At 56.9% G+C, this 23,717-nt stretch carries 30 protein-coding genes and 5 tRNA genes; 21 read left to right on the top strand and 14 right to left on the bottom strand.

All coding sequences use genetic code 11. The annotated features are described in order from the left end of the window. Window positions 1-102: 102 nt before the first annotated feature. On the top strand, window positions 103-963 hold the full coding sequence (locus tag B5G42_RS03840; protein WP_087266777.1) for a mechanosensitive ion channel family protein: 861 nt from the start codon (window positions 103-105) through the stop codon (window positions 961-963). A 115-nt stretch (window positions 964-1,078) separates the two neighbouring features. Here the strand turns inward: B5G42_RS03840 and B5G42_RS03835 are convergent, their stop codons facing one another. Beyond that, a complete protein-coding gene (locus B5G42_RS03835; RefSeq protein WP_087187748.1) occupies window positions 1,079-1,552 on the bottom strand; it encodes a DUF4830 domain-containing protein in 474 nt (157 codons plus the stop codon). Window positions 1,553-1,651: 99 nt separating this feature from the next. Between B5G42_RS03835 and B5G42_RS03830 the strand changes: the two genes are divergently transcribed. The 7 genes from B5G42_RS03830 to B5G42_RS03800 all read left to right on the top strand — a co-directional run bounded on the left by B5G42_RS03830 (window position 1,652) and on the right by B5G42_RS03800 (window position 9,124). Continuing rightward, window positions 1,652-2,365 carry a pseudouridine synthase gene (locus tag B5G42_RS03830; RefSeq protein ID WP_087266775.1) on the top strand — a complete coding sequence of 238 codons (714 nt, stop codon included), beginning with the start codon at window positions 1,652-1,654 and terminating at the stop codon, window positions 2,363-2,365. Between the two features lie 231 nt (window positions 2,366-2,596). Continuing rightward, complete coding sequence (locus B5G42_RS03825) at window positions 2,597-3,688, top strand: PucR family transcriptional regulator (RefSeq protein WP_087187750.1); 1,092 nt, start codon at window positions 2,597-2,599, stop codon at window positions 3,686-3,688. A 90-nt stretch (window positions 3,689-3,778) separates the two neighbouring features. Further along, window positions 3,779-4,471 carry a cell division ATP-binding protein FtsE gene (gene ftsE, locus B5G42_RS03820; protein WP_087187751.1) on the top strand — a complete coding sequence of 231 codons (693 nt, stop codon included), beginning with the start codon at window positions 3,779-3,781 and terminating at the stop codon, window positions 4,469-4,471. After that, window positions 4,455-5,345: a permease-like cell division protein FtsX gene (ftsX, locus tag B5G42_RS03815; RefSeq protein WP_087266772.1), complete on the top strand. Its 891-nt coding sequence runs from the start codon at window positions 4,455-4,457 to the stop codon at window positions 5,343-5,345. The genes ftsE and ftsX overlap by 17 nt, the downstream gene beginning before the upstream one ends. Before the next feature lie 32 nt (window positions 5,346-5,377). Continuing rightward, the gene (locus B5G42_RS03810) at window positions 5,378-6,610 is read left to right on the top strand and encodes a murein hydrolase activator EnvC family protein (protein ID WP_087266769.1); all 1,233 of its coding nucleotides are present in this window, start codon (window positions 5,378-5,380) and stop codon (window positions 6,608-6,610) included. 39 nt (window positions 6,611-6,649) lie between these two features. After that, the gene (locus tag B5G42_RS03805) at window positions 6,650-7,912 is read left to right on the top strand and encodes a murein hydrolase activator EnvC family protein (protein ID WP_242961122.1); all 1,263 of its coding nucleotides are present in this window, start codon (window positions 6,650-6,652) and stop codon (window positions 7,910-7,912) included. 81 nt (window positions 7,913-7,993) lie between these two features. Beyond that, on the top strand, window positions 7,994-9,124 hold the full coding sequence (locus tag B5G42_RS03800) for a S41 family peptidase (protein ID WP_087266766.1): 1,131 nt from the start codon (window positions 7,994-7,996) through the stop codon (window positions 9,122-9,124). 56 nt (window positions 9,125-9,180) lie between these two features. Here the strand turns inward: B5G42_RS03800 and B5G42_RS03795 are convergent, their stop codons facing one another. From B5G42_RS03795 to B5G42_RS03770, 6 genes are all read right to left on the bottom strand, one after another. Beyond that, on the bottom strand, window positions 9,181-9,390 hold the full coding sequence (locus B5G42_RS03795) for a DUF378 domain-containing protein (protein ID WP_087187755.1): 210 nt from the start codon (window positions 9,388-9,390) through the stop codon (window positions 9,181-9,183). Window positions 9,391-9,477: 87 nt separating this feature from the next. Continuing rightward, window positions 9,478-10,638, bottom strand: coding sequence for a DUF362 domain-containing protein (locus tag B5G42_RS03790; RefSeq protein WP_242961121.1), 1,161 nt, complete (start codon window positions 10,636-10,638; stop codon window positions 9,478-9,480). Then, the gene (gene cdd / locus B5G42_RS03785) at window positions 10,638-11,033 is read right to left on the bottom strand and encodes a cytidine deaminase (protein ID WP_087266760.1); all 396 of its coding nucleotides are present in this window, start codon (window positions 11,031-11,033) and stop codon (window positions 10,638-10,640) included. Before cdd ends, B5G42_RS03790 begins: the two co-directional genes overlap by 1 nt. An 86-nt stretch (window positions 11,034-11,119) precedes the next feature. Continuing rightward, window positions 11,120-11,629, bottom strand: a complete 510-nt coding sequence (locus B5G42_RS03780) for a Gx transporter family protein (RefSeq protein WP_087266757.1) — start codon at window positions 11,627-11,629, stop codon at window positions 11,120-11,122. 46 nt (window positions 11,630-11,675) lie between these two features. Beyond that, the gene (locus tag B5G42_RS03775) at window positions 11,676-12,077 is read right to left on the bottom strand and encodes a NusG domain II-containing protein (protein ID WP_087187759.1); all 402 of its coding nucleotides are present in this window, start codon (window positions 12,075-12,077) and stop codon (window positions 11,676-11,678) included. Beyond that, the gene (locus tag B5G42_RS03770) at window positions 12,058-13,095 is read right to left on the bottom strand and encodes an FAD:protein FMN transferase (RefSeq protein WP_087266754.1); all 1,038 of its coding nucleotides are present in this window, start codon (window positions 13,093-13,095) and stop codon (window positions 12,058-12,060) included. The genes B5G42_RS03775 and B5G42_RS03770 overlap by 20 nt, the downstream gene beginning before the upstream one ends. A gap of 220 nt (window positions 13,096-13,315) precedes the next feature. Between B5G42_RS03770 and B5G42_RS03765 the strand changes: the two genes are divergently transcribed. After that, window positions 13,316-14,092, top strand: a complete 777-nt coding sequence (locus B5G42_RS03765) for a hypothetical protein (protein ID WP_087266751.1) — start codon at window positions 13,316-13,318, stop codon at window positions 14,090-14,092. Between the two features lie 54 nt (window positions 14,093-14,146). Here the strand turns inward: B5G42_RS03765 and B5G42_RS03760 are convergent, their stop codons facing one another. After that, complete coding sequence (locus tag B5G42_RS03760; RefSeq protein WP_087266748.1) at window positions 14,147-14,809, bottom strand: HD domain-containing protein; 663 nt, start codon at window positions 14,807-14,809, stop codon at window positions 14,147-14,149. A gap of 170 nt (window positions 14,810-14,979) precedes the next feature. On the opposite strand from B5G42_RS03760, the gene B5G42_RS03755 reads away from it, so the two are divergent. From B5G42_RS03755 to B5G42_RS03735, 5 genes are all read left to right on the top strand, one after another. Beyond that, a tRNA-Gly gene (locus tag B5G42_RS03755) sits at window positions 14,980-15,053 on the top strand. A 3-nt stretch (window positions 15,054-15,056) separates the two neighbouring features. Then, a tRNA-Arg gene (locus B5G42_RS03750) sits at window positions 15,057-15,133 on the top strand. A gap of 25 nt (window positions 15,134-15,158) precedes the next feature. Beyond that, a tRNA-His gene (locus B5G42_RS03745) sits at window positions 15,159-15,234 on the top strand. Between the two features lie 62 nt (window positions 15,235-15,296). Then, window positions 15,297-15,371, top strand: a tRNA-Gln gene (locus tag B5G42_RS03740). A gap of 3 nt (window positions 15,372-15,374) precedes the next feature. Beyond that, a tRNA-Lys gene (locus B5G42_RS03735) sits at window positions 15,375-15,450 on the top strand. Window positions 15,451-15,573: 123 nt separating this feature from the next. Here B5G42_RS03735 and B5G42_RS03730 read toward each other — a convergent pair. From B5G42_RS03730 to B5G42_RS03705, 6 genes are all read right to left on the bottom strand, one after another. Further along, window positions 15,574-16,779, bottom strand: a complete 1,206-nt coding sequence (locus B5G42_RS03730) for a tyrosine-type recombinase/integrase (protein WP_087266745.1) — start codon at window positions 16,777-16,779, stop codon at window positions 15,574-15,576. Window positions 16,780-16,870: 91 nt separating this feature from the next. Beyond that, complete coding sequence (locus tag B5G42_RS03725) at window positions 16,871-17,338, bottom strand: DNA/RNA non-specific endonuclease (RefSeq protein WP_242961120.1); 468 nt, start codon at window positions 17,336-17,338, stop codon at window positions 16,871-16,873. Window positions 17,339-17,376: 38 nt separating this feature from the next. Beyond that, window positions 17,377-17,901, bottom strand: a complete 525-nt coding sequence (locus tag B5G42_RS18930; protein ID WP_087266740.1) for a copper amine oxidase N-terminal domain-containing protein — start codon at window positions 17,899-17,901, stop codon at window positions 17,377-17,379. A 28-nt stretch (window positions 17,902-17,929) separates the two neighbouring features. Next, entirely contained in the window at window positions 17,930-18,283 is a 354-nt protein-coding gene (locus tag B5G42_RS03715; protein WP_162611033.1) for a zinc ribbon domain-containing protein, read from the bottom strand. Window positions 18,284-18,296: 13 nt separating this feature from the next. Next, window positions 18,297-18,770 carry a LexA family protein gene (locus B5G42_RS03710; protein WP_087266734.1) on the bottom strand — a complete coding sequence of 158 codons (474 nt, stop codon included), beginning with the start codon at window positions 18,768-18,770 and terminating at the stop codon, window positions 18,297-18,299. Window positions 18,771-19,215: 445 nt separating this feature from the next. After that, window positions 19,216-19,515, bottom strand: a complete 300-nt coding sequence (locus B5G42_RS03705) for a DUF6173 family protein (protein WP_204220719.1) — start codon at window positions 19,513-19,515, stop codon at window positions 19,216-19,218. A 178-nt stretch (window positions 19,516-19,693) separates the two neighbouring features. Here B5G42_RS03705 and B5G42_RS03700 point away from each other — a divergent pair, with 178 nt between their 5' ends. The 7 genes from B5G42_RS03700 to B5G42_RS03670 all read left to right on the top strand — a co-directional run. Beyond that, a complete protein-coding gene (locus B5G42_RS03700) occupies window positions 19,694-19,903 on the top strand; it encodes a helix-turn-helix domain-containing protein (RefSeq protein WP_242961119.1) in 210 nt (69 codons plus the stop codon). A 39-nt stretch (window positions 19,904-19,942) separates the two neighbouring features. Continuing rightward, window positions 19,943-20,389 (top strand): helix-turn-helix domain-containing protein, encoded by a 447-nt coding sequence (locus tag B5G42_RS03695; protein ID WP_087266730.1) that lies wholly within the window; start codon window positions 19,943-19,945, stop codon window positions 20,387-20,389. A gap of 17 nt (window positions 20,390-20,406) precedes the next feature. After that, a complete protein-coding gene (locus B5G42_RS03690; RefSeq protein ID WP_162611032.1) occupies window positions 20,407-20,640 on the top strand; it encodes a helix-turn-helix transcriptional regulator in 234 nt (77 codons plus the stop codon). A 134-nt stretch (window positions 20,641-20,774) separates the two neighbouring features. Further along, window positions 20,775-21,572 (top strand): helix-turn-helix domain-containing protein, encoded by a 798-nt coding sequence (locus B5G42_RS03685; protein ID WP_087266724.1) that lies wholly within the window; start codon window positions 20,775-20,777, stop codon window positions 21,570-21,572. Then, window positions 21,566-23,089, top strand: a complete 1,524-nt coding sequence (locus B5G42_RS03680; protein WP_087266721.1) for a replicative DNA helicase — start codon at window positions 21,566-21,568, stop codon at window positions 23,087-23,089. Before B5G42_RS03685 ends, B5G42_RS03680 begins: the two co-directional genes overlap by 7 nt. Further along, entirely contained in the window at window positions 23,086-23,286 is a 201-nt protein-coding gene (locus tag B5G42_RS03675; RefSeq protein ID WP_087266718.1) for a hypothetical protein, read from the top strand. Before B5G42_RS03680 ends, B5G42_RS03675 begins: the two co-directional genes overlap by 4 nt. A 12-nt stretch (window positions 23,287-23,298) precedes the next feature. Then, a partial coding sequence (locus B5G42_RS03670; protein WP_140399776.1) for a ParA family protein occupies window positions 23,299-23,717 on the top strand: 419 nt, incomplete at its 3' end.

Raw genomic sequence — 23,717 nt, 5'->3', positions numbered from 1 at the left:
AGAGAGCCAGCGAAACGCTGGCTCTTTTCTTTTGGCAATCTTTTGAGGGGCTTGTCTGTGTGGAAAAGCTATGATAGAATAGCCGCAGAAAGGAAGTATGTCATGCTAACCAATATCACAAATATTTCTCCCGAAGAAGCCGAAGAGACGATTCAGACTGTAACCGGCTTTTTCAATGACCTGAATCTGCAGAAGATCATTACCATCATTCTGCTCTTTGTGGGCTGCATGGTGGTCATGAAAGTCATCCTCCGTCTGACCGACCGGGCCTTCCTCCGTCTGGAGATGGAGAAGAGCCTCCATACCTTTATTCATGCCGCTCTGCGGGTCATTCTGTGGCTCATTACCGTGTGCATCGTGCTGGACTACATCGGCGTGCCTATGACCAGCCTGGTGGCGGTGTTGGGCGTGATCGGTTTGGCCGTATCCCTAGCCATTCAGGGGACCTTGTCCAATTTAGCGGGAGGCATTCAGGTGCTGGTGTCCAAGCCCTTCAAAGCGGGGGACTATGTGGAGGCCGGCGGCGTCAGCGGTACGGTAAAGGAAGTGGGCCTGGCCTATACCAAGCTGAGTACCATCGACAACAAGGTGATTTCGGTACCCAACGGCCAGATCTCCGCTGAAAAGATCATCAACTATACCACGGCGGAGCAGCGGAGGGTGGACTTGAAGTTTACCACCTCCTATGACGATGCGCCAGAAAAGGTGATTGCCGCCATCAAGGGAGTCATCGGCGCCCATCCTAAGGCTCTATTTACCCCGGAACCCTTTGTCCGGGTGTCGGCCTATCTGGACAGCAGCATCGAGTACAGTGTCCGGGTATGGTGCGCTACCGCAGATTATTGGGATCTGTACTACGATCTGCTGGAACAGGTCAAAGCTGCCTTTGACGCCCAAGGCATTGAAATTCCCTACAACCATTTGAACGTGCATCTGATTCGGGAGCAACAACAGGGTGAGTGACAGCGGAAGAGAGTAAGCAGCGGGTGGCTTGCTTCATCTCTATGTGCCTATGAAAAATGGCCGCGAAAGCGGCCATTTTTTGTAGGGTGCCGATGGTTTTAAGCTGCTGCCTCATCTAGCCTGGCATCTCCAGCCCATGGATAAACCCGCCCAGCTGGGGGGAGAGTACATCTCCGCCGATGACGGTATTCTTGTAAATCAGCAGTCCGGCCTGGATGCCGGTTTCCCCCGTAGGGTAATTGCTGATTTCATAGGTATACCGTTTAACCCGCTTGCCGCAATATTCGGTCAGATCGAAGCCCTGGGAGGATTGGAGCTCCAGGTATTGGGTGTAGCTGTCATCGAAGGACTCCGGAATGAGTAGTTCCTCTACAGCAGAGGGCTCTTGGGAGACCTGCCACCCATAGCTCTCCAGATATGCGATCCGATCCTCATTGGATTTGACGCCGGTGGGACTGACCACGCCGGAGACCGCCGTATCCCGGCCGCCCAAACCTGCCGCAGTCAGCAGGACCCCGCAGACTACCACAGCAGCGGCGGCCACAGCCAGTATAGGCCCTTTACGGACCCTGGCGGTAATAATAAACACAGCGCAACGCCCCTTTCCCAAAGTGCTGATACTCAAAGAGTATGTGCCTATGGTGCCGGTTATGACGGAAAAGGGGAAAGCTGATGAGGAGGTACGTCATTGGAACGTCTGGATAAAATTTTGGCCAATACGGGCCGGTGGTCCCGGAAGGAAGTCCGGGAACTGGTGCGGGCTGGTCGAGTAACGGTAAATGGTGTCCCGGTTCATTCTCCGGAGGAAAAATGGGATCCTGCCGCCGAATTTGCGGTGGACGGTGTTTCTGTTTCCGGGGAGCGCATGGTCTATCTCGTGCTCCATAAGCCGGCTGGATTGGTGTCCGCCACCGAGGACCCCAAACAGCCCACGGTGCTGGAACTGCTGCCCGACCACCTAAAACGGGTGGGGCTGTTTCCGGCAGGACGGCTGGACAAGGATACCGAGGGCCTGCTGCTGCTTACCAATGACGGTGTGCTTGCCCACCGGCTGCTGGCGCCCCGACGCCATGTGGATAAGACCTATTTTGTCCAGGTGGAAGGGCAGTTGGATGAGACGGATGTAGAGGCTTTTTCCACCGGGATGACCTTGGGAGACGGGCTGGTGTGTATGCCTGCCGGCCTGGAGGTGCTGGGGCAGCCTGATACTGCCATCGTCACTCTGCGGGAAGGAAAATATCACCAGATCAAGCGGATGCTGGCCAGCCGGGGCAAGCCGGTGCGCTACCTCAAACGCCTCACCATGGGCCCGCTGAAACTGGACCCTGCATTGAAGCGGGGAGAATGGCGACCTCTGACCGAGGAAGAGATGGCGGCATTGCGTCTGGCAGCGGGAGTATGAGCGGAGGTTCTCCCCAGAGTTGGCAATTTTTTGCGTCTTTTAGTCAATATCACCAAAAAACTTTGAAAAAGCTATTGAAAAGAGCAAAAAGAACCGGTATAATAGTGACTGTTGAATGAACAGTTGCGTCAAGAACTGTCTGAAGAGGAAATAGGGCACTCAGCCCGTGTGTGTTGCGTGTAATAGACAGAGTATCCCAAAGTGGGGATTAATATAAGGAGGCATACAACCATGTCCAGCAGAATTTTCCAAAGCGTTGTCTTACAGATGAAAGACAGCACCGAACGGGCCATTGGCGTGATCGATTCTGAGGGAACGGTTGTGGCCTGCAACGAACTCAGCTGTATTGGGGAACACTGGCCTGGTGCAGTTGAGGCGGTAAACCGGGGCGAGGGAGACACCGTCCGCTTTGAGGGCCGTACCTTTAAGGCACTGGCCGGCTGGGGTTCCCAGTTTGACTATGCGGTCTTTGTCAAGGGTGAGGATGCCGAGGCTACTATGGTTTGCTCCATGGCTACGGTGGCCCTTAACGGCGCCAAGACCTATTATGAGGAGAAGCACGACAAGGCTACCTTTGTCAAGAACATTATTTCTGACAATATCCTTTTGGGGGATATCTATGTTCGGGCCAAGGAGCTGCACTTTGTCTCCGAGGCGCCCCGGGCGGTCTTCCTGATCCGTCAGGTGGAGACCACCGATCCGGCCCTCATTGACGTGGTCCACGCCCTGTTCCCCGACAAGCAGGTGGATTTCGTGCTCTCCATCAGCGAGACCGACGTGGCCCTCATCAAGCAGCTCAATGATGGGGCTGAGACCCGGGATCTGCACAAGATCGCCAAGCAGATCGAGGACAAGATCAACGAGGAGCTCCATATCCGGGTGGTCATCGGCATCGGTACTATCGTGGGCCATATTCGGGAACTGGCCCGGGCCTACAAGGAGGCTGGCATTGCCATTGACGTGGGCCGGGTGTTCGACACCGAGAAGAGCATCATCAACTATGAGAACCTGGGCATTGGCCGGTTGATTTACCAGCTGCCCACCACTCTGTGTGAGATGTTCCTTCAGGAGGTCTTTAAGAAGAATCCCATCGACGCACTGGATCAGGAGACCCTGTTCACCATCAACAAGTTCTTTGAGAACAACCTGAACGTGTCTGAGACTGCCCGGAAGCTCTTCGTTCACCGGAATACCCTGGTATACCGGCTGGAGAAGATCAAGAAGCTCACCGGCCTGGACCTGCGGGAGTTTGACGATGCCATCACCTTCAAGGTGGCTCTGATGGTTAAGAAGTATCTGATTTCCCGCGGTATCGACAACTAATAGAAACTATATCAGCCGCAGAGGACGCCGGGACCGGCGTCTTCTGCGGCACGTGAGTTTGCCCCAAATCCTGTAAATGAGGTACACAGCGTGATACGTCTGATCGATATTCAAAAGTCCTATGACAACGGGACCAAGGCCCTGAAAGGGGTCAATCTGCGCATTGACGACGGAGAATTCGTCTTTCTGGTGGGTCCCTCCGGCTCCGGTAAATCCACCATTCTGAAGCTGATCACCGCTGAGATCGCCCCCACCGGCGGGCGACTCATGGTCAACGGCTATAACCTGAACAACATTACGCCTCGGCAGGTGCCCTATATGCGGCGCACGCTGGGGGTTATTTTCCAGGACTTCCGCCTGATCGACAAGAAAACCGTGAAGGAAAATCTGGTCTTTGCCATGCAGGCGGTGGGAGCCTCTTCCCGGGAAATCCGCAAGCGGGTGGCCTATGTGCTGGATCTGGTGGGTCTGCTGGAGAAGGGGGATCAGCGCCCCGACCAGCTCTCCGGCGGTGAGCAGCAGCGTGTGGCCATCGCCCGGGCTCTGGTGAACAATCCCCAGATGATCATCGCCGACGAGCCCACCGGCAACCTGGACCCCATGCGCTCTCTGGAGATCATGATGCTGCTGGAGCGCATTAACGAGCTGGGTACCACCGTGCTGGTGGTCACTCACGAACGGGAACTGGTCAACCGCTTCTCCAAGCGAGTGGTGGCCATCGAAAACGGCAGGATCATCAGCGACGAGACAGGCGGGTATTACAACAATGAGACAACGATATAATTTTGGCTATCTGTTTTCCGAGGGCTTTCACAGTATTTTTACCCACGGATTTATGTCCTTTGCGGCAGTGTGCATGATTGTGTGCTGTCTGCTTATCATGGGTTCCTTCTCTTTGGTGGCGGTAAACGCCCAGCACAACTTTTCCGATCTGGAGCAGGAGAACCAGTTTACTGCGTACATCGATGAGACCCTTTCTCAGGAGGAGGCCCGTGCCCTTCAGGATGATATTGAGGCTGTGCCCAATGTGGCGCGGGCTGAGTTTGTCACCAAGGAAGAGGCCCAGGAGGAATTTGAGGCTGACTATGAGGGCAATCCCCTCTTTGAGGGCCTGCCCTCCAGCGTATACCGGGACCGGTTCCATATCTATCTGGAAGATATCAGCAAGCTGGCCGAGACCGAGACGGCGGTAAAGCAGGTGGCGGGCGTGGCCTCCACCAAGTCTGCCCCTGAGATCGCCGAGGGCTTTACGGTCATCCGCAATATTGCCGGCGGTGTGGCCCTGATCCTGGTGGCTATTCTGCTGCTGGTGAGCCTGTTTATCATCTCCAATACCATCAAGCTGGCCACCTTTAACCGGCGGGAGGAGATCGCCATCATGAAGATGTGCGGTGCCACCAATGCCTTTGTGCGCTGGCCCTTTGTCTTTGAAGGCATGATCCTGGGCGTCACCGGCGCGGTGGTTGGCTTCTTCCTCCAGTGGGGGGTATATACCCTGGTCAGCCGTGCCATCGGCGGTACGGACACCATTGATCTCATCAAGGTGCTGCCGTTCCAGCCCATGGCCCTGTGGGTGTTTGGGGCCTTCCTGATTACCGGTCTGCTCATCGGTGTGGTGGGCTCCATGTTGGCCATCCGTAAGTTCCTGCAGGTGTGATCCACCTGCGTCATCCGGAATAAGGAGACCTTATGAGACGGAAACATCCCAGACTCCGGCTTTTGTGCGGGGTGCTGGTTCTGGCATTATGTACATCGGCTGCCACCCAGGCGGGAGCGGTGACTCAGAGCGAGATCGACGCGCTGAAAAAGGAACAGCAGGAGAGTCAGGCCAAGCAAGCGGCGCTGAAGGACCAGCTGTCCGATATCAAAGAGGACCAGGCCGCCGCGCAGCAGAAGCGGCAGATTCTGACCCAGCAGTTAGACGCCATCAACGCTGAGATTGCCAACATCGATGCCCAGATCTCCTACTATGACGGAGAGATCGCCCAGAAAGAAGTGGAGCGGAAAGAAGCGAAGGCTCGGGAGGCGGAGCAGTACGACCTGTTCTGCCAGCGGGTACGGATGATGGAGGAACAGGGAACGGTGTCCTACTGGTCCATCCTCTTCAACGCCGACAGCTTTTCTGATCTGCTGGATCGCATCGCCGACGTGGACGCGGTGATGGCCTATGACAACCAGATTATGGACCAGCTTGTCGCCACCCGGCAGGAGCTGGAGCGGGTCCAGGGAGAACTGGAGAGTGCCCGAGCCGAGGAGCAGGAGGCCCGTGACCAGCAGGAAGCGAAAAAGGCGGAGCAGCAGGCCAAGGTGGCAGAAGCCCAGAAGCTGCTGGATCAGATCAACGCGGATGCCGCCGAGGTCAACCGGCAGCTGGAGGCAGAGGATGCCGCCGCTGCCAGCATTCAGGCTGAGATCACCCGAAAGCAGAAACAGCTGGAGGAGGAACGGAAACAGCAGAATGTGACCCTGCCGCCCACCGGTTCGGGATACCAGTGGCCCCTGCCCAGCAGCTGTCTGACCCTCACCTCTGCCTTTGGCTATCGCATTCATCCCATCAGCGGCCAGGCCCACAGCCATACCGGCATTGATGTGTCGGCGGCAGGAGGCACCCCCATCTATGCCACCAAGGGCGGGCAGGTCATCATGTCGGAGTATGGCTCCGGCGCCAACTGGTCCTACGGTAACTTTGTGGTCATCGACCATGGAGACGGCACCACCAGCCTGTATGCTCATATGAGTTCCCGGGCGGTGAGCGAAGGACAGTTGGTAAACCAGGGCCAGACCATCGGCTATGTGGGCAATACGGGCAATTCCAAAGGCAATCACCTGCATCTGGAGGTGCGGGTTGGCGGTCGGCGAGTGGACCCGGAGGGCTGCTTCCCCGGCTTGTCCAATTCCTTTATTCGGGCCTATAATTGGTAAGCGACAGACCTACGGCACAGACAGATAAGGAGAAAAATTGTGGCAAAAAGCGGAAAGAAAACCAATCAGAAAAACTCCACAAAGAAGGTAGAACCCCGGCGCGTGGTAGTTGGCGTCCTGGCAGCGGTATTGGCGCTGCTGATGCTGCTGCCCATGGTCAGCATGATTATCAGCAGCGCAGGAGCTGTGACACAGAGTGAGATCGATGCTCTGAAAAAGGAGCAGGAGGAGAGTCAGGCCAAACAGGATGCCCTGAAAGATCAGCTGGCTGATCTTGAGGCCGATCAGGCTGCTGCCCAGGAAAAGCGACAGCTGCTGACCGAGCAGCTCAATGCCATCAACGCTGAGATTGCCAACATTGACGCCCAGATCTCCTACTATGACGGAGAGATCGCCCAGAAGGAAGAGGAGCGTAAGGAGGCGGAGGCTCGGGAAGCGGAGCAGTACGACCTGTTCTGCCAGCGGGTGCGGATGATGGAGGAACAGGGGACGGTGTCCTACTGGTCTATCCTCTTCAATGCCGAGAGTTTCTCCGACCTGCTGGACCGCATTGCCGATGTGGATGCGGTCATGGCATACGACAATGAGGTCATGGACCAGCTGATTGCTACCCGAGAGGAGTTGGAGCGGGTCCAGGGCGAGCTGGAGAGTGCACGGGCAGAGGAGCAGGCAGCCAAGGAACAGCAGGAGGCCAAGAAGGCCGAACAGCAGGCCAAGGTGGCTGAGGCTCAGGCCCTTGTGGATCAGATCAACGCGGATACAGCCGAGGTTAACCGCCAACTGGATGCGGAGAGCGCCGCAGCTTCTGAGATCCAGGCAGAGATCGCCCAGAAGCAGAAGCAGCTGGAGGAGGAGCGGAAGCAGAACAATATCGTGATTTCCTCGGAGACTGGTTATCTGTGGCCCCTGCCCGGATATTACCGTCTCAGCTCTCTGTTTGGTTACCGCATCCACCCCATCACCGGTGTGGCCCACAGTCACACCGGCATTGATATCCCCGCGTCGGGTGGAACGCCTATTCTGGCTGCCAAGAGCGGGCAGGTGGTCACCTCCGCCTATCACTACTCCTACGGCAACTATGTGGTCATCGACCACGGCAACGGTAACTCTACCCTGTATGCCCATATGAGTTCCCGTGCGGTGAGCGAGAGCCAGATGGTAACCCAGGGGCAGGTGATCGGCTATGTGGGTACCACCGGCAGTTCTACCGGCAACCATCTCCACTTTGAGGTGCGGGACAACTATACGCGGGTGGATCCGGAGAGCAAATTCCCGTCGCTGAATTTGACTCCCCCGTGGTAAAATTGAATGGTACATGAGGGCGGAGGGGGCAACCCCTCCGCCCTTCTTTGCTTATTACGTTCAGAAAGGAAATGATACAGTATGCGAACCAAACGCTTCTCCGCCCTCCATCTGATCATCCTGCTGCCGGTCACCATGCTCCTGACGGCAGGGGTGCTGCTGGCTGTTTTCTATGGGATCTTTGGCAAGGAGGGTCTGTCCCTGTTGGAGGGCCTCTACTTGGTCAACAGCCGGTTTGTGGGAGAGTACGATGAGACGCAGGTGGTGGATTCTGCCCTGAGCGGTATGGTGGACGGTCTGGGAGACCGGTGGAGCTACTACCTCACAGAGGAGGAGTATGAGGCACAGAACCAGCGCCGCACCAACCAGTATGTGGGCATCGGTGTTACAGTGAACTATGAGTCGGAAGATGGCCTGACCATTGTAGAGGTAACAGAAGGCGGTCCTGCGGAGGCTGCCGGCCTCCAGAGCGGTGAAGTGGTTACCGCGGTGGACGGCTTCTCACTGGCCGGCGAGGCCCGCTATGAGGGTGCTGAGCGTATCCAGGGCGAGGAGGGGACAACTGTTACCCTGGAGGTCCTGGGAACGGACGGGGAGACCCGTACGGTGGAGGTGACCCGGGCCAGCCTGGACAGCGATCCGGTCACAGCCAAGATGCTGGAGGGCAATGTGGGCTATGTGGCCCTGGCCAATTTCTATGACCACAGCGCTGACCGATTGAAGGAAGAGGTGACCCGTCTCCAGGAAGAGGGCGCCGAGGCGCTGGTATTTGATATGCGCAACAACGGAGGCGGTTACCTCAGTGAGCTGACCGAAATGCTGGACTTCCTGCTGCCCGAGGGACCCATCTTCATCAGCAGGGACCGGGCAGGCAATGAGGAGGTTACCCAGTCGGATGCCGCCTGTGTGGATCTGCCCATGGCAGTGCTGGTCAATGCCAATACCTACTCTGCCGCTGAGTTCTTTGCTGCCGAACTCCAGGAGCAGGGAGTGGCGGTCATTGTGGGCGAACCCACCAGCGGGAAGGGATATTCTCAGCAGACCTTCGCCCTGTCCCACGGCGGCGCTATGGCTATCTCTACCGGGGCCTATTTTACCGGCAACGGTACGTCGCTGATCGGGACCGGTTTGACTCTGGATCGGGAGGTCTATCTCACCGATGAGGGAGATGCCCAGCTGGAGGCGGCTCTGGACCTGCTGGAGCAAAACTAACAGGAAACGGGCCTTCCGCAACATCATGTTGCGGAAGGCCCGTTTTAAAATGGCGCTTAGGTGTGATCTTTGTCCCGCAGGTCCCGGAAGAGCAGAGAAATACACCAGATAGCCGCCAGACCAACCAGGGTAAAGATCACGCGGCTGAAGGTGCTGGACTGTCCTCCGAAGAGAAAGCCTACCAGGTCAAACTGAAAAATGCCGATGCTGCCCCAGTTGAGTCCGCCGATAATGGCAAGGACCAGGGCGATCTTGTCCAGGAACATAGGATATGCTGCCTCCTCCAAATTGAGATACCGCTGTTAGCATATCCTGTTTTGTGTGCAATATTCAAAAAATTTAAATGCCGCCATTTAGCTGCCTAAGAGCTTGCCCAGCCAGCTGCGTTTCAGCTTTACCGCCTTGTGGGGGCACAACTCATGACAGCAGTAGCAGCGGATACAGGAGCGGGGGTGGATCTTGGCTGTGCCGTCGGGGCCGGTCATGGTGATGGCTTTGCCGGGACAGGCGTTTTTGCAGATGGCGCACCCCACGCACACCTTGGACTGTACCCTGGGGGTCTGGGACAGCAGGCTCTTACACAGCCGCCCGGCGGCGCCGGTGAGGGGCCCCAGAAACTCCATCAGATTGCTCCGCACGTTGGCAGGAAATTTATAGTCCGGGATGCGCAAGTCATCCAGACGGGCGCCGATCAGCTCCACATCCTCCCAACGGGTGGGAGACAGCCCCCGGGCCTCCGCTGCCAGCAAAACGGGGTTGCTGTTTCGGGGCAGCCCCATGATCTCCCCGGCGATCACATCCAGAGCCAGAGGATTATCTGAGAGCAGAAGCAGGCCTACCTGTCTGGGCGTACCGGAGGAGCCGGGACCTTCCCCCTCCATGGCCAGAACGGCGTCCATGACGCTGAGGCGGGGCTTCATAAAGCCAATGAGATCCAACAGCACCTGGGCAAACTGGGCCTGATCCGGGTGAGAGCCATGGAACCCCACCTTGGTCAGGCCGGGGATGAGACCGAAGCTGTTTTTGACCGCGCCGGTCATGCCCATAAAGACATGGGTCTTCATTTTGCACAGATCAAAGATGCCGTCACAGTCCAGAGCGGGGGAGATGATTTCGGCCTGCCGGAGCACCTTTCCCTCCGGCAGCTCTACTAAACAGGCGGAGGGGTCCATGCAGACCTCGCCCCCGGACTCCTGAGCGGCCTGGGCCGCGCCGGTCTTTTCGTACAGATTGCGGAGTACCGATTCCTTTTGAAGCGCGCCGCCGGGACTGTCGGCGATGACGGCAGTGCCCCCGGCCTCCCGGATCAGCTTGGCAATAGCGCCGATCACCGCCGGGTGGGTACAAACCGCCGCCTCCGGCGGGACGGGGCGGAGCAGATTGGCCTTCAGCAGGATGCGCTCACCCGGCTGGACAAACCGGGAAATTCCGCCCATCCGCTCCACCGTTTTCCGCAGTGCAGTCTCCGCTGTGGCGTAATCGGTGCAGGAGACGACGTAAACCTGGTTTCCCATCACGCCAGAGACTTGGGCCCGAAGCCGTGGGGGAGCAGCTCATGGAGGGGCAGGCGAACGAAGTCCCGGTCGGAGCGGCCCACCAGAACCGTCAGGTCGGGAGCAAATTCGTAGAGCATCTGACGGCAGGCACCGCAGGGCCAGCAGTAGTCGGCGGAGTTGCCCACCACAGCCAACCGGACAAAGTCATCCCGGTGGCCCTCGCTCACCGCCTTGACCAGAGCGGTGCGCTCGGCGCAGATGGTGGAGCCGTAGGCAGCGTTTTCCACATTACAGCCGGTGAATACCGTCCCGTCGGCGCACAGCAGGGCGGCGCCCACAGGAAAATGAGAGTAGGGGACATAGGAGCGTTCCAGCATGGTAAAGGCCAGATCCACCAGTTCCCGGTCGGTCATAGCAATCCCTCCTGACAAATAAAAAGGTGGTAAAATGAGATTGGGCTCTCATTTTACCACCTTTTTTCAGGTGTGACAACTCCCATTCATACCTTTCCGGGGAAGGGGACCCGGTGGACCAGCAGAATGGAGACTCCGCCGGTGACCGCTCCGGTGACCAGAGAGCACAGCAGCAGGGGGGGCAGATAAACCAGAGGAGCGGGAGTGCCCAACACGACCATAGCAGCCAGGATCTGTCCGGTATTGTGAGCGGCAGCGCCGGCAATGGACACGCCGAACAGGGACAGGCCGGGCAGCCGCAGCAGCAGGGCCATGACACCAAGGGCCAGCAGGCCACCGGTGAGGGAGAAGGCCAATGCCATCAGGTTGCCTCCCAGCAGGGAACCCAGCAGACAGCGGGCGATGAGAATCAGCAGAGCCTCCCGGCCGGACAGACGGCACAGGGCGTACACGGTGACCAGATTGGCCAGGCCAAGCCGCAGGCCGGGAAGGGGGAAAAGAATGGTCAGTGGGACCAGGCCCTCCGCCACGGAGAGAGCCAGGGCCAGGGCCGTGAGGACTGCCGAGCGGGTAAGCCGTCGGAGGGAAACAGACACAGGCGAACCTCCTTCCAGGAAAAAAGAAACGCAGGTGGGGAACTTTTCAGCCTGTTACCGCGTCAAAGGGTTCAGGCTCCGTACCGGACAGAGAGATGACCAGCCGGTTGGGCAGACAGATGATCTGCTGCCCCGGGCGGCTGATCCAGCCGGTACGCACACAGTCCTGACTGGGACAGTCGCTGTGTTCAATACAGATGCGCCCCTGTTCCGCCCGGATGGTGAGGGGGTAGGCTGCCCCTTCCACATCCAGCGTAACCGGCTGGGACAGCTGATCCAGGCGATACTGGGCCACTGTCTCGCCATCCAGGGTGATGACGGCGGTGACGGCGCTGCCCTCTGCAGGGCGCAGCAGGAATACCAGAAGTACCGCGAAAGCCACTACAGCCAGTACGACCAGACCGTCCCACAGGGTGGGACGGCGGCGATCAGCGGCGGGCGATCTCATAGGTATACCCCCGATCCTCACCGGCGGGGCGGTAGCCCGCCTCCAGACCTTCGGTGACGATTACCCTGTTGTCCTGCGTACACAGCACCAGCTCAAAATCATCCCTGCTGCGCCAGAAGTCCAGCGCCTCCTCCGGACCGGCTACAAACAGGGTGGTGGAGAGAGCGTCGGCCAGCATATGGTCGGAGGAAATCACCGTCACGGACAAAAGACCGCTGTCGGCGGGATAGCCGGTTTTGGGATCGATGATATGGTGATAGGTCTGACCGTTTTCCTCAAAATAGCGCTCATACCCGCCGGAGGTGGAGGCGGTTTGATCTTTCAGAGAGAGGACGCACAGAGCCTCCGAGGTGTTTTGCGGGTCTTTGACCGCCACCTGCCAGGCGGAACCATCCAGCTTACTGCCGATGGCGGTGACGTTGCCGCCCAGATCCAGCAGAGCAGAAGTAACGCCATACTCTCGCAGTACGGCGTCCGCCCGGCCGGCGGCAAAGCCTTTGGCCACTGCGCCCAGGTCTACTTCCATACCTGCCTGCTCAAGTCGGGCAGAGGAGGAGGCCTCATCCACAATGAGGGCTTCGCTGTTCACCAGAGACATAGCGTCGGCCAGAGCCTCAGCTGAAGGAACGTGGCGCTCCTCCTTGGTAAAGCCCCAGGCGTCCATCACAGGCGCGATGGTGATATCAAAGCAGCCGGGCAGCAGCTGAGAAACTGATTTGGCAAAGGACAGCAGATCTGCCACCTCGGCATCCAAAGAGATCAGGGTACCGTCTCCGGCATGGCTGTTGAGAAGAGAGATCTGGCTGTCCGGATTGGTGCGGGAAAGCAGCTTGTCCAGACGTTCGACCTCCTGCCGGGCGGCCTGGATGGCATCTTCGCCGCCTTCGTTATATACACGGATGGACATGACGGTGTCCATGGAAAAGAACTGGACCTGTGCAGGTTCCGCATCGGCAGAGGGGGCGGTGCAGCCAGCCAGGAAAAGCAGGCAGCAAAGGAAAGGAAGAAAACGCTTCATGATTGACTCCATTCTGCATGGTGCGGCTCCGCCAAAGACCGATGGCGCCGCGGTTTCGGACTTTTTTGCAGACCTTATTCTAGCATAGTTTTTCACGATTGAAAAGAGAAAAGGGATTCTTGACTTGCAATATGCGGCAGATTCTGATAAACTATATGGGATTGATGATTCAGGGTTGTTCGCCATATCTGCCGAACACTTTGTCACAGGAGATGGATACATGAATAAGAAAGAACAACAGAAAGCCCAGCGCGCACGGGAAGAAGACATCGTTCTGACTAAGGTCCTCTGGTGGATTCTGGGCGCTGTGGTGCTGGAGGCTCTGCTCCTTCTGCTGAACAAGGTATATGTAAACTTTACCACTGAACAGGTCTATATTGCGGTAGCCCTTCAGGGAATGTTCAATGTATTGTCCATTGTACTGCCGATCTGCTTCGTGGTTTTGCTGATTTGGACCCTGGTATTCTGGCGTGCAGGCCGTTCTCTTTGTCTGCCGGGGGTCCTGACCGGGATTTCTCTGGTGCTGGCCGTGTGTGCGGTGGTCATTCATTACTTCTATGACAAGGGCATCAATTTCCTGTACATCGCGGTGCCTGCGGTAGCCGTGCTGGCGCTGATTTACTATCTCTACCAGCGGGAATTTTTCTTTGCTGCGGTACTCGGTGCTTGGGGTCTGCTGGGCGTTAAAGTTGCTGCTCAGGCTGCCAGCAGTCCTCTGGTGGGATATGGCTATCTGGCTGTACTGGCCGTGATCGTTGTGGTTGCCGCCGTGTGCTTCCGGATGCTCCAGGCCCATAAGGGCGTGTGGAACATCAAAGGCAAGAGCAAGGAAATCCTGCCCAAGAACGCGAACTACGCCATGCTCTATGTGACCTGTGCCCTGGTTGCCGTGGTGGTAATCGCGGCGTGTGTGCTGGGGGCCCTGGCACTGCTGTACGGTGTATTGGTAGCCTGGCTGCTGATCTTGGCGGTCTACTACACTGTGCGTCTCATGTGATTGGGTGAAAGAATAAAAAAGCCCGGTTCGGCAAACGCCGAACCGGGCCTTCTCTTACAGAAGAGCCAGACCGTTGATGACCAGCTTGAACTGGAGACGCAGGTGCTCGGCCGCCCGGCGGCACAGGAGCATCCGCTCTAAAAAGATCTCGAAGTAGTCCATAACGGCACAGAACTCTGTATTGATGGTCAGAGTCAGGGTAATGGTACCGGCATCCTTGTCCAGCGAAAGATCGGAACGCTCGGCGGCGTAGTTGACCCGATCGTGGATGTCAAAACTCTGGTGCTCCTTGTTGCGGACCCGGCTGCGGCGCACGTCCGTCTTGTCAGCAAGGATCAGGGCGGCGGCCACAGGATTGACCGGGAAGGCGGTAGAGTCGTCGTGATGGCCGATGGCGGTGATGACAGCGGCTACATCTGCCGGTTCCATTCCCATCTTGTCCAAAATGCGAAAGGCCATAACCGCGCCGGTTTGGGCGTGATCGTGGCGGTTGACCACGTTGCCGATGTCGTGCATAAAACCAGCAATGCGGGCCAGTTCCTGCTGATGAGCATCATAACCAAGCTGGACCAGAATGTCAGCAGCGACCTCAGCGCAGCGTGTCACATGGGCAAAGCTGTGTTCTGTAAAACCCAGTGCCGACAGCGAATGGTCAGCCTGTGTGATATAGGTGCGGATCTCTTCCGATTGGCGTACCATCTGATAACTGATTTTCATACCGGGATTTCCTCCTCTGCCAGATAGCCTGCTCTCTCATCATAACCAAGGAAGGCCTGTTTTGCAAGTTGGAGAAAAATTTTTCTGGACTGTGTAAAAAAGCGTTGACAAATAGCAAATGGTATGCTACTATATTCTGGCTGACGTACTTAACAACAGTCAGCGCCCATGCGGGTGTAGTTCAATGGTAGAATCCCAGCCTTCCAAGCTGGTCGCGTGGGTTCGATTCCCATCACCCGCTCCATACGCGCCTGTAGCTCAGGTGGATAGAGCAACTGCCTTCTAAGCAGTGGGTCAGGGGTTCGAGTCCCTTCAGGCGTGCCATTTTCCCGTTCGGTTTTTCCATATGGTGGGTGTAGTTCAGTTGGTAGAGCATCGGATTGTGGTTCCGAGTGTCGCGGGTTCGAGTCCCGTCACCCACCCCATAAACGCATGGCGGAAGGGCCGGAGCGTCCGCTCCGGCCCCTTTGCTATTGACCAGCCATGTTGGGGTGTAGCCAAGTGGTAAGGCACGGGACTTTGACTCCCGCATTCGCTGGTTCGAGCCCAGCCATCCCAGCCATATGACTCGTTAGCTCAGTCGGCAGAGCAACTGCCTTTTAAGCAGTGGGTCCGGGGTTCGAATCCCCGACGGGTCACCAAGTAAACAAGCAAAAAAGCCTTGAATCGCAATGGTTCAAGGCTTTTTTGTGTTTGCACATACTGTGCCATGATACGCACAGGCCGCCAGATTTTTGGGGGTAATTTAAGGGGGTATTTTTGCTTTAGGGGGTGCTGATCGGGGGTACGTTTTGGGTGCCGAACGCCATACAGACATCGTCAAAGAGATCTTCCGGACGATTATCCACAACATGGGCATAAATGTTGAGGGTCATCTGTACGTTGGCATGACCGGCCAGATACTGTATCTTTTTGATGTCCAGACCGGAGGCGCACAGGTTAGTGATATAGGTGTGCCGGAGCTGGTGTGGGGTGCAGTGGAAGTCGAGGGTACAGACTATGGCATGGTTGGTGACCTTCTCCCCCAGTGTCCGCTGCACCGGCATATTGTGGCCTTTCTCCCGATCCCAGCGGTAGTTGGTTCCGGCGGTACGGTTCTCCACGATCTCCCACAGGCGGCGGAAGGACTGGCGGCTGCGAGGACCACCCTTTGAATTCGGTACCACATAGTCGTAGGGGTTCTGTATGCGCCATGACCGGAGGCAGTAGAGCAGCGGCGGTGGCAGCGGGATCTTCCGTTTGGCCGCCTTTGTTTTGAGCGTAGAGGTAACAACGGCACTGTTTGACACATGGGTACAGGTGCGCTCCACGGAAAGATAAGGCGCAGGCCCTGACAGGGCCACGCAGTCCCACTGGAGGCCCAGTATCTCCTCTTTTCGCAGCCCGGCATACAATCCCAGCATAACAAATGGGAGGGCTACTGTGCCGTCTACGGCCTTAATAAGGGCTGCCTGTTGCCCCTCTGAGAGCGGCACTTTTTCTGTTGCCCTCTTCCCTCCTGCACGGACATGATCGGCTGGAGAGGTGCGCAGCTTCCCGTCCCGGACAGCGGCCGCAAACATCTGCTTGAGGGCGCTGGTAATCTTTCCGTGCAGAGAGCTGCTGATATCTGCTTTGCTGGCCATAAAGAGATCTATGTCCGCTGTAGAGATCTCCCGCAGCCGCTTGTTGCCATCCAGGCCGGGGAGGATGTGGTTGTTAATGGCATTCCTGTAGTCGCTTTTCCTGGCCTCAGACAGGCCCGGGAGCCGCCTGGCGCACCACTGGATGGCGTACTCGGCCAGGGTGGGGTTTTCGGCGTCATAGCCATACTCCTCAATGTCCCGGCGCAGCTCTGCTACCTTCCTGCGGAGCGTGGCTTTATCCTTGGCATAGATGTCCTTTTTGCGCCCGTCGGGGAGCGTGATCCGCTTTCGATACTGTTGCCGCTTTTCGTCATAATAAAATTCGGGAAGGTTGCGTTTTGGCATGACTTCCTCCTTTCGTAAAGATAAAGTGATACAAACGTTCGATTCAACAAGTTTTAAGAGGCCGGGGCGTAAGCCCCGGCTCTTTTTGTATTCAGCCTACCCGCCGACTATCTCCGGTCAGATAGTCAATTTCAATGCCCGGCTGGATGTTGTAGGCGTAGACGTTGAAGCAGATCCCGGCGCCGTTGTCTTCGACCGAGTAACCCTCCATTTGGACGCCACGGGCCACCAGTTCGTTGCCCTGGAAATCCGGAGTGACCCGGTACAAAACATGGTTGCCGGTTTCCTCCACATAATCAGCTACCATATTCTCAAAGGGCAGCATACCCTCCATGTTAAGAAAGCGGGTGCCGGTGATCAGATTGCGATCATTGGCGTTCTCGCCGGTGAGTTGATAACCGATCAGATGGCAGCGGTTATACAGATACATCCCGTCAATCAGATCATCATAGCGGACCGTGTGCCAGCCCGTTGGCTTGACGGAGCCGATCTCGCCCCGGGGCTCGGTGGGCATGGTCTCCTTGCAGACATTTGCGAAGGCTACGCCGCAGCGGCCCAAACTATCCAGAGAGCTGTAGGTCTCAAATACACCTCCGTTCAGTTCATTTTCTGAAAAAAAGGCATATTATCGTTTACAACTGCATAGGCGGCAGTATCGGTGTCCGTATCGATAGATGCGGAAGTATTCCCGACACATTTGCTGCAAGGCTCCAGGCCCATACCAGTTGCAGTGGAGAGGGGAACCTCCCAATAGGTACCACCGTTGCAGTGGTTATCATAATGATATTTTGAGCCAGTGCGAGTAATGTATACGGACCGATCTTCGCTCGGGGAAGTCAGCACCGCAGTACTGGTTGCGCCGTCCCAGGACACATCCAGACCCAGAGCGGAGGCTACGGCCCGGATGGGGAGGTAGGTGGTGCCATCGACGGCAAAGGGCTCCACAGCATTTCCGTTTGCATCGACTAGGTTGACCTGCTGGCCATCAAGGGTCACTTTAATGTTGTTATAATCGGCCTTCAGCGTCTTCTGACCGACGGTGGCCGCAGCGGTCCCAATCAGGCCAACAGCGATGGCAGTTGCCAGACAGCCGGAAATAAAACTTTTCCAATTACTCTTCATAATTTCTCACCCTCGATTATTAACCAAATTATTTAATTGTTGCGGTTAGTTTTCCAGATATGCGGTTAAATCCAATTTGTATTACGGTATCTTTTTGGAGATCAAATTCAAGTTTTGCCTTGCGAAAACTTCCGGATAGTTCAACCACACAGGGACCAGGATCTAATTCAACAGTTTCTGTGTGTCCATTTTCAATAGATACATAAATAGTTCCATTTACAACAGCTTTAATCGGCGGGTTTACCAGATAGACTTGGCTGGCTCTGTCTAGTATTAGTTTTACTTTATTTGCTACAGTAGGGGCACTTCCAATTTTGGCACCACATTTATGACAAAATAGAGCGGTATCTGGTAACTTTTCACCACAGTAAGAGCAAAACAAATAAAACACTCCTTTATTTTATCTTCCGCCGCAGCTCCACCACCACGCCGATGATCTGGACCGGGATGGACTCTATCTCGGCGGGAGAATAGGTGCGCGGAGGATAAGCTGGATTGGCGGGGCGCAGCTCGAGGCTGCCGTCCCCTTTTATCATGACCTGCTTGAGGGTGGCCTCGGCGCCGTTGACCAAAACGGCGCAGTCGTCACCGCTCTCGCAGGTCGTTTCTTTTTGCAGGATCACGGTATCCCCGTCCAGATAGCGGGGGTACATACTGTCTCCTCTGACCCGCAGGCCAAAATACTGACGGTCTCCGGTGGTCCAGGCCGCTGGGATCTCCTCCCAGTCCAGGATATCCTCTATGGCGTCCAGGGGGATGCCGGCGGGAATGGTGCCGAGGACGGGGATGCGGACGCCGGAGGGTGAAATGCCCTGGGTCTCACCCAGCAGTTCGCTGGTTGTTACCCCAAGGTAGTCGGCCAATAACATTATTTTTTCGATTGATGGTAATACGCCTCGCTTCTTGAGCGATGAAACTAAATCCTTACCGGCCCCACTTTCCTTACCAGCGGTAGTTGGGTTTGTGCCCTTTTCGCGACAGATATTTTGTATATTTTCAACGATTTTTTGGGTGTCCAAGGTGCATCACTCCTTAATAAAAGGAAATTAGTAATCGTGCCAAAAACATTAAAAACAATGTTTACTATATTGACAACATGAAATATTAGATTTATGATTAACCCGTAGCAAACCACAGGTTTACCGGCAAGCAGGAAGGGGGCTAAGAAAATGTTGCAAGATGATCTTTGGTTAAAGATCGGAAATCAATGCTTGAGCCACGCCATGGCAGTGCTGAATCATTCGGTAACACCAACTGAGGAAATGGCAAATCTTGTACAAAAATTGGTATCAGTAGCGATTGCGATAGACCAACTCAATCTTCAGTGGGCAGCTCAAAACCGATACGGCGCGGCGGTTTACCAGGATCCTGCTTCGGCACGGACAAGAGCAAAAAATTAAGCTGTGTCATGTGCTGGATCAGTGTAGCCGGGTGACCATTTACATATCCATAAAAGACCAATGTACTGGGATTGGAGTAGCCAATGGAAGTGACAGACAGTGTGATGCTTTGACCAAAGGATGCCAGCTGAAGTGCAACCTCATGGTTATCATCCAGTTCGTCCTGAAACTCTTTTATCCGGCGTAAAATCACCTCATGGGCGTAGTCGGCCATATTGTGGTCTCGCAGAAGGGATTTTATATCGAAACTTGACGTGTAAGGTTTTGGGGTCCGGAGTGCTTCAGATTCCGTAAAGCTATAGTTTGGCATACATATCACCTCAATAAACCTATAGCTAAATCATACCATATCGAACAGTTTGGAACAAGGCCAAAGTGAAGGGGGGAGGAAGTTGAAAATCAGAGAACTCATGGAGTCGAGGGGGCTCCAGGGAATTCAGGTGGCGGCGGCATTGAATGTATCCAGCAATGCAGTTTCCAAGTGGGCAAATGGGCAGGCCAACCCCAGCGCGGACAAGCTGCCCGCTCTGGCTGATCTGCTGAACTGTTCCATCGACGCCCTCTATGGCCGGGACAGTCCGGAGGAGCGGGATGCCAGCTGATCCCCATGATCATTTTAACCCAACTAGGAGGAGATAACCATGCCGGACGATTGCCGGAACATCTACAAAATTTGCCGCAAGTCTGCCGGGTTGACCCAGGAAGCGGCAGCGGAGCGACTGGGCATCAGCGTGGAGAGCCTGCGGGCCTACGAGACCGGCCAGCGGATTCCGCCGGACGATGTGGTGGATATCATGTCCATCCTGTACAATTCTCTGCATTTGCTTGCATGGCACGTGCGCGGGAAAACCGCTATGTACAGCCGGATAGTTCCGGAAATTCAGCCCAGGTCCGTGCTGGAGGCCAGCGCCAAGCTGACCAACCGGATCTTTGCTTTTGCAGAGTCCCATGCCGACCGGCGGCTGCTGCGGATCGCGGAGGACAACGTCATCGATGACGGGGAGCGGCCCGAGTTCGATGCCATCCTGGAGGACCTACAGGAGATCGTGGAGGCCGCGCTGGAGCTGCGGTGCGCCAGAATGGATTGATGGAAGGAGAGATTGACATGACGTTATTGACCAAGCAGGAAGTGTCGAAGCGCCTGGGGTGCAGCATCCGCACAGTGGACCGGCTGATGCAGACGGGAGATCTGCCCTATTTCCGTCCCAGCCCGCATATTGTCCGGTTTGATGAGCGGGATGTTGAGGCTCATCTGGCAAAATGCAGGGTCCATGTGCAGCCAAAGGCCGAGCCTACATACCGCCGCTTTACCTATGTGCCAGGGCAGAAGGTGGTCTGAGATGCGGAGCAGGCAAAAAGAGAGGCCCCCCTGTCTGTGGGCGCAGACAGAGAGGCCAAACAATGGTTTCGTGCATGAAAACCATTATTATGATACCACAAATGGCCGGATTTTACAAGGGGAGGGGATGAAAAATGGCTGATGTGATCCGTGTCCAGCGCAGTGTTGGGTACACTGTGTTGCCCAACGGCATCCTGCGGGATACCGGGCTGTCCCTCAAAACCAAAGGACTGTTTGCCATCATTCTGTCCCTGCCGGAGACCTGGGACTACAGCGTGGCCGGGCTGGCCACGGTGGCCGGCTGCGGCCGGGATGCCATCCGCTCCGCCCTGGGAGAGATGGAACAAGCGGGCTATCTGACCCGCACCCGCTCCCATGGCGAGGGTGGCAAGTTCACCGGCGTGATCTACAACATCCGGGACCAGGCTGAGCCATTGTCGGAAAACCCGACTATGGTGGAAGAAGAACCATTGTCGGGAAAACCGACGACGGTTGAACCAACATTGGAAAAACCGTCGTCGGAAAATCCGACGCAATTAAATAAAGATATATCAAATAAAGACTTAATAACCCCCCATAGTCCCCCAGAGGGGGACAAGCTCCAGCGGAAAAAGCGGCAGCGGAGGTCCAAGTCGGTCCCTGCCTGGAAGCCGGAACGGTTTGAGGCCTTCTGGGACTACTACCCAAGAGGGGAGGACCGGATGGGGGCCGTGGAGGAGTGGGACAAGCTCCAGCCGGATGACGCCCTCATCAACCGGATGGCCCGGGCGCTGGCCCGGCAGAAGGCCAGCGAGGAGTGGCAGCGGGGCATTGGTATCCCATACGCCTGCCGGTGGCTGCGCAAGCGCCGGTGGGAGGATGTGCCGGCCCAGCCTCAGGCGCAGACGCCGCCTGTGCAGGTGGTCCAGCGGGAGGAGGTACCTACATGGTAAGCATGGAGGTGCAGGACCGGCTGTCTACCCAGGAGGCGGTGCTTGGCTCCCTGCTGATCTCCCCTGAGCTGGTGGGGCCGGTGCTGAGCAAGGTGTCCGACCAAGACTTCCTGGACGAGGGGTACCGTCAGATCTATCAGGCGATCCGGGCTCAGTTTGTCAGCGGGCAGCCGGTGGACTCTGTGACCATAAGGGACAGGCTGGGCGGCGGAGACACATGGACCAAGGCGCTCATCCAGATCATGGAGGACACGCCAACGGCGGCAAATATCTGGACCTATGTGCCCAGGATGCAGGAGCAGGCCAAGGTTTATCGGGGCCGGGAGATCGCCCAGAAGCTTACCACCGTACCCGACATGGAGGCTCTGGCTCAGGGCATAAGCAAGCTGCAGGCCCTCACGGTAGAGAGGCAGGGAGTGCGCCGGATGAACATGGAGCAGATGCTCCAGTCTTTCTGGCAGCGGCATACAACGCCGCACCGGTACATGACGTGGGGATTGTCCAAGCTGGATGAGCAGCTCTTTGTGGACCTGGGGGACATGGTGGTGCTGGGCGGCTATCCATCTGCCGGCAAAACCGCTCTGGCTGTGGCTTTCGCCTACCATCAAAGCGAGGCCAAGCGGGTGGGCTTCTACTCCCTGGAGACCAGCCGCTACAAGCTGGCGGACCGCTTAATTTCCAATCTGGCTGGGATCGAGATGGCGTCAATCAAGCGAGGCGCCCTCACTGAGGCTGAGTGGGCACAGGCGGCCAGCTCCGCTGCCAAGATCATAGAGCACAAGATGGATCTCATCGACGCCTCCGGCATGACAGCAGCGGACATCAGGGCGGACGCCCTGGCAAACCGGTACCAGATCATCTATGTGGACTATTTGCAGATCGTGGAGCCGGAGACCCGCAAAGCCAACCGGACGGAGCAGGTGGCCTCCATCAGCCGGGCATTCCAGCAGCTGGCTCACACCAATGGTATCCTGACGGTTGCACTGTCCCAGCTGTCCCGGTCAGAAAAGACCAAGGACGAGAGCAAGATCATTGAGCCCACCATGAGCGATCTGCGGGAATCCGGCCAGATTGAGCAGGATGCAGACGCCATCCTACTACTCTACCTAGAGGACCCGTCCAAGCCAAATGAGAGCCGCCGGGTGCTCAAGCTGGCCAAGAACAAGGACGGAGAGCGGGGGCGGATGTATCTCACCTTTGATGGGGCCTATCAGCGGTTCCGCCAGTCGGTGGTGGACCAGCCGGCACCATCGGTGGCCCCTATGAAACGGCCGAGGCAGTACAAGCAGATCAGTTTTGCCGATCGATTCTGGGAGGGCATCTATGATGATGACCCAGATGACCCATTCCGTGAGAAAGGAGACCAGCATGGACAAGCCCAGAGCGGCCCAGCTGCTGCGGCTGGAGATCCTGCGCCGGGAGGCCCTGGCACGGGCCAGCAGCTTCCCAGTGGATCACCTGCAGGTGGCCCAGGCGCTGACTCTGGCGGTCCAGGCGCTGGAGGAGGATCAGCATGAGGATAGGCGAGAAGATCACCTGGACCCCGTCGGCCTTTGAGCATGAACTCAGCGGCGAGCGGGCCAACAAAATGCGCAAGCTGCGGTCGGTAACCGGCCGGATTGTCTATATCCATCCGGCCCGGCGGTACTATATGGCCGAGGCTTCCGTAGGAAGTGAAATTATACGGGAGTGTTTCCCGATCAACGAAAGATAGGAGTGTTCGTGCATGAAGACGTTTGCAATCGTGAATCGAAAGGGCGGGGTGGGGAAGACCACCACCGCCGTCAATCTGGCCTATGTGCTGGCAACCAGCTGCCGGCTGCGGGTGCTGTTGGTGAATGCCGATGGGCAGGCAAACGCTACTCAGATCCTGCTGCCGCCCGGGGAGTATGCCGGGCTGGGCGCCCTGCTGCGGGGGCTGAGTATCTGCTACGACGAGTTGGTGGAGCAGACCGACGTGCCCGGCCTGGATGTGCTGCCGGCGGCAGAGGACCTTTGGGCCCTGGATCTGGAGGCCGCCGGTGGCGATCGGGGCCGGAGCTATAGGGCGCTGCGGGATATGCGGGAGGCTTTGGAGGAGGACGGGGCCTATGACGTGATGGTCATCGACTGCCCGCCCAACCTGTCCGCCGCCTGTGTGTCTGC

It is taken from the genome of Flavonifractor sp. An91 (assembly GCF_002159225.1).
Lineage (GTDB): Bacteria > Bacillota > Clostridia > Oscillospirales > Oscillospiraceae > Flavonifractor > Flavonifractor avicola.
The sequence above is the reverse complement of the archived record's forward strand: the minus strand, read 5'-3'. Positions and strand labels throughout refer to the sequence as shown.

What these genes read in the sequence shown, in the direction of transcription:
- B5G42_RS03790 (WP_242961121.1), bottom strand. Translation starts at nt 10,638, where the DNA reads ATGGGAAACCAGGTTTACGTCGTCTCCTGCACCGATTACGCCACAGCG.
- B5G42_RS03810 (WP_087266769.1), top strand. Translation starts at nt 5,378, where the DNA reads ATGAGACGGAAACATCCCAGACTCCGGCTTTTGTGCGGGGTGCTGGTT.
- B5G42_RS03775 (WP_087187759.1), bottom strand. Translation starts at nt 12,077, where the DNA reads ATGAGATCGCCCGCCGCTGATCGCCGCCGTCCCACCCTGTGGGACGGT.
- B5G42_RS03695 (WP_087266730.1), top strand. Translation starts at nt 19,943, where the DNA reads ATGCCGGACGATTGCCGGAACATCTACAAAATTTGCCGCAAGTCTGCC.
- B5G42_RS18930 (WP_087266740.1), bottom strand. Translation starts at nt 17,901, where the DNA reads ATGAAGAGTAATTGGAAAAGTTTTATTTCCGGCTGTCTGGCAACTGCC.
- B5G42_RS03685 (WP_087266724.1), top strand. Translation starts at nt 20,775, where the DNA reads ATGGCTGATGTGATCCGTGTCCAGCGCAGTGTTGGGTACACTGTGTTG.
- B5G42_RS03840 (WP_087266777.1), top strand. Translation starts at nt 103, where the DNA reads ATGCTAACCAATATCACAAATATTTCTCCCGAAGAAGCCGAAGAGACG.
- B5G42_RS03765 (WP_087266751.1), top strand. Translation starts at nt 13,316, where the DNA reads ATGAATAAGAAAGAACAACAGAAAGCCCAGCGCGCACGGGAAGAAGAC.
- B5G42_RS03730 (WP_087266745.1), bottom strand. Translation starts at nt 16,779, where the DNA reads ATGCCAAAACGCAACCTTCCCGAATTTTATTATGACGAAAAGCGGCAA.
- ftsX (WP_087266772.1), top strand. Translation starts at nt 4,455, where the DNA reads ATGAGACAACGATATAATTTTGGCTATCTGTTTTCCGAGGGCTTTCAC.
- cdd (WP_087266760.1), bottom strand. Translation starts at nt 11,033, where the DNA reads ATGACCGACCGGGAACTGGTGGATCTGGCCTTTACCATGCTGGAACGC.
- B5G42_RS03705 (WP_204220719.1), bottom strand. Translation starts at nt 19,515, where the DNA reads ATGGCCGACTACGCCCATGAGGTGATTTTACGCCGGATAAAAGAGTTT.
- B5G42_RS03690 (WP_162611032.1), top strand. Translation starts at nt 20,407, where the DNA reads ATGACGTTATTGACCAAGCAGGAAGTGTCGAAGCGCCTGGGGTGCAGC.
- B5G42_RS03760 (WP_087266748.1), bottom strand. Translation starts at nt 14,809, where the DNA reads ATGAAAATCAGTTATCAGATGGTACGCCAATCGGAAGAGATCCGCACC.
- B5G42_RS03710 (WP_087266734.1), bottom strand. Translation starts at nt 18,770, where the DNA reads ATGTTATTGGCCGACTACCTTGGGGTAACAACCAGCGAACTGCTGGGT.
- B5G42_RS03800 (WP_087266766.1), top strand. Translation starts at nt 7,994, where the DNA reads ATGCGAACCAAACGCTTCTCCGCCCTCCATCTGATCATCCTGCTGCCG.
- B5G42_RS03680 (WP_087266721.1), top strand. Translation starts at nt 21,566, where the DNA reads ATGGTAAGCATGGAGGTGCAGGACCGGCTGTCTACCCAGGAGGCGGTG.
- B5G42_RS03770 (WP_087266754.1), bottom strand. Translation starts at nt 13,095, where the DNA reads ATGAAGCGTTTTCTTCCTTTCCTTTGCTGCCTGCTTTTCCTGGCTGGC.
- B5G42_RS03675 (WP_087266718.1), top strand. Translation starts at nt 23,086, where the DNA reads ATGAGGATAGGCGAGAAGATCACCTGGACCCCGTCGGCCTTTGAGCAT.
- B5G42_RS03825 (WP_087187750.1), top strand. Translation starts at nt 2,597, where the DNA reads ATGTCCAGCAGAATTTTCCAAAGCGTTGTCTTACAGATGAAAGACAGC.
- B5G42_RS03795 (WP_087187755.1), bottom strand. Translation starts at nt 9,390, where the DNA reads ATGTTCCTGGACAAGATCGCCCTGGTCCTTGCCATTATCGGCGGACTC.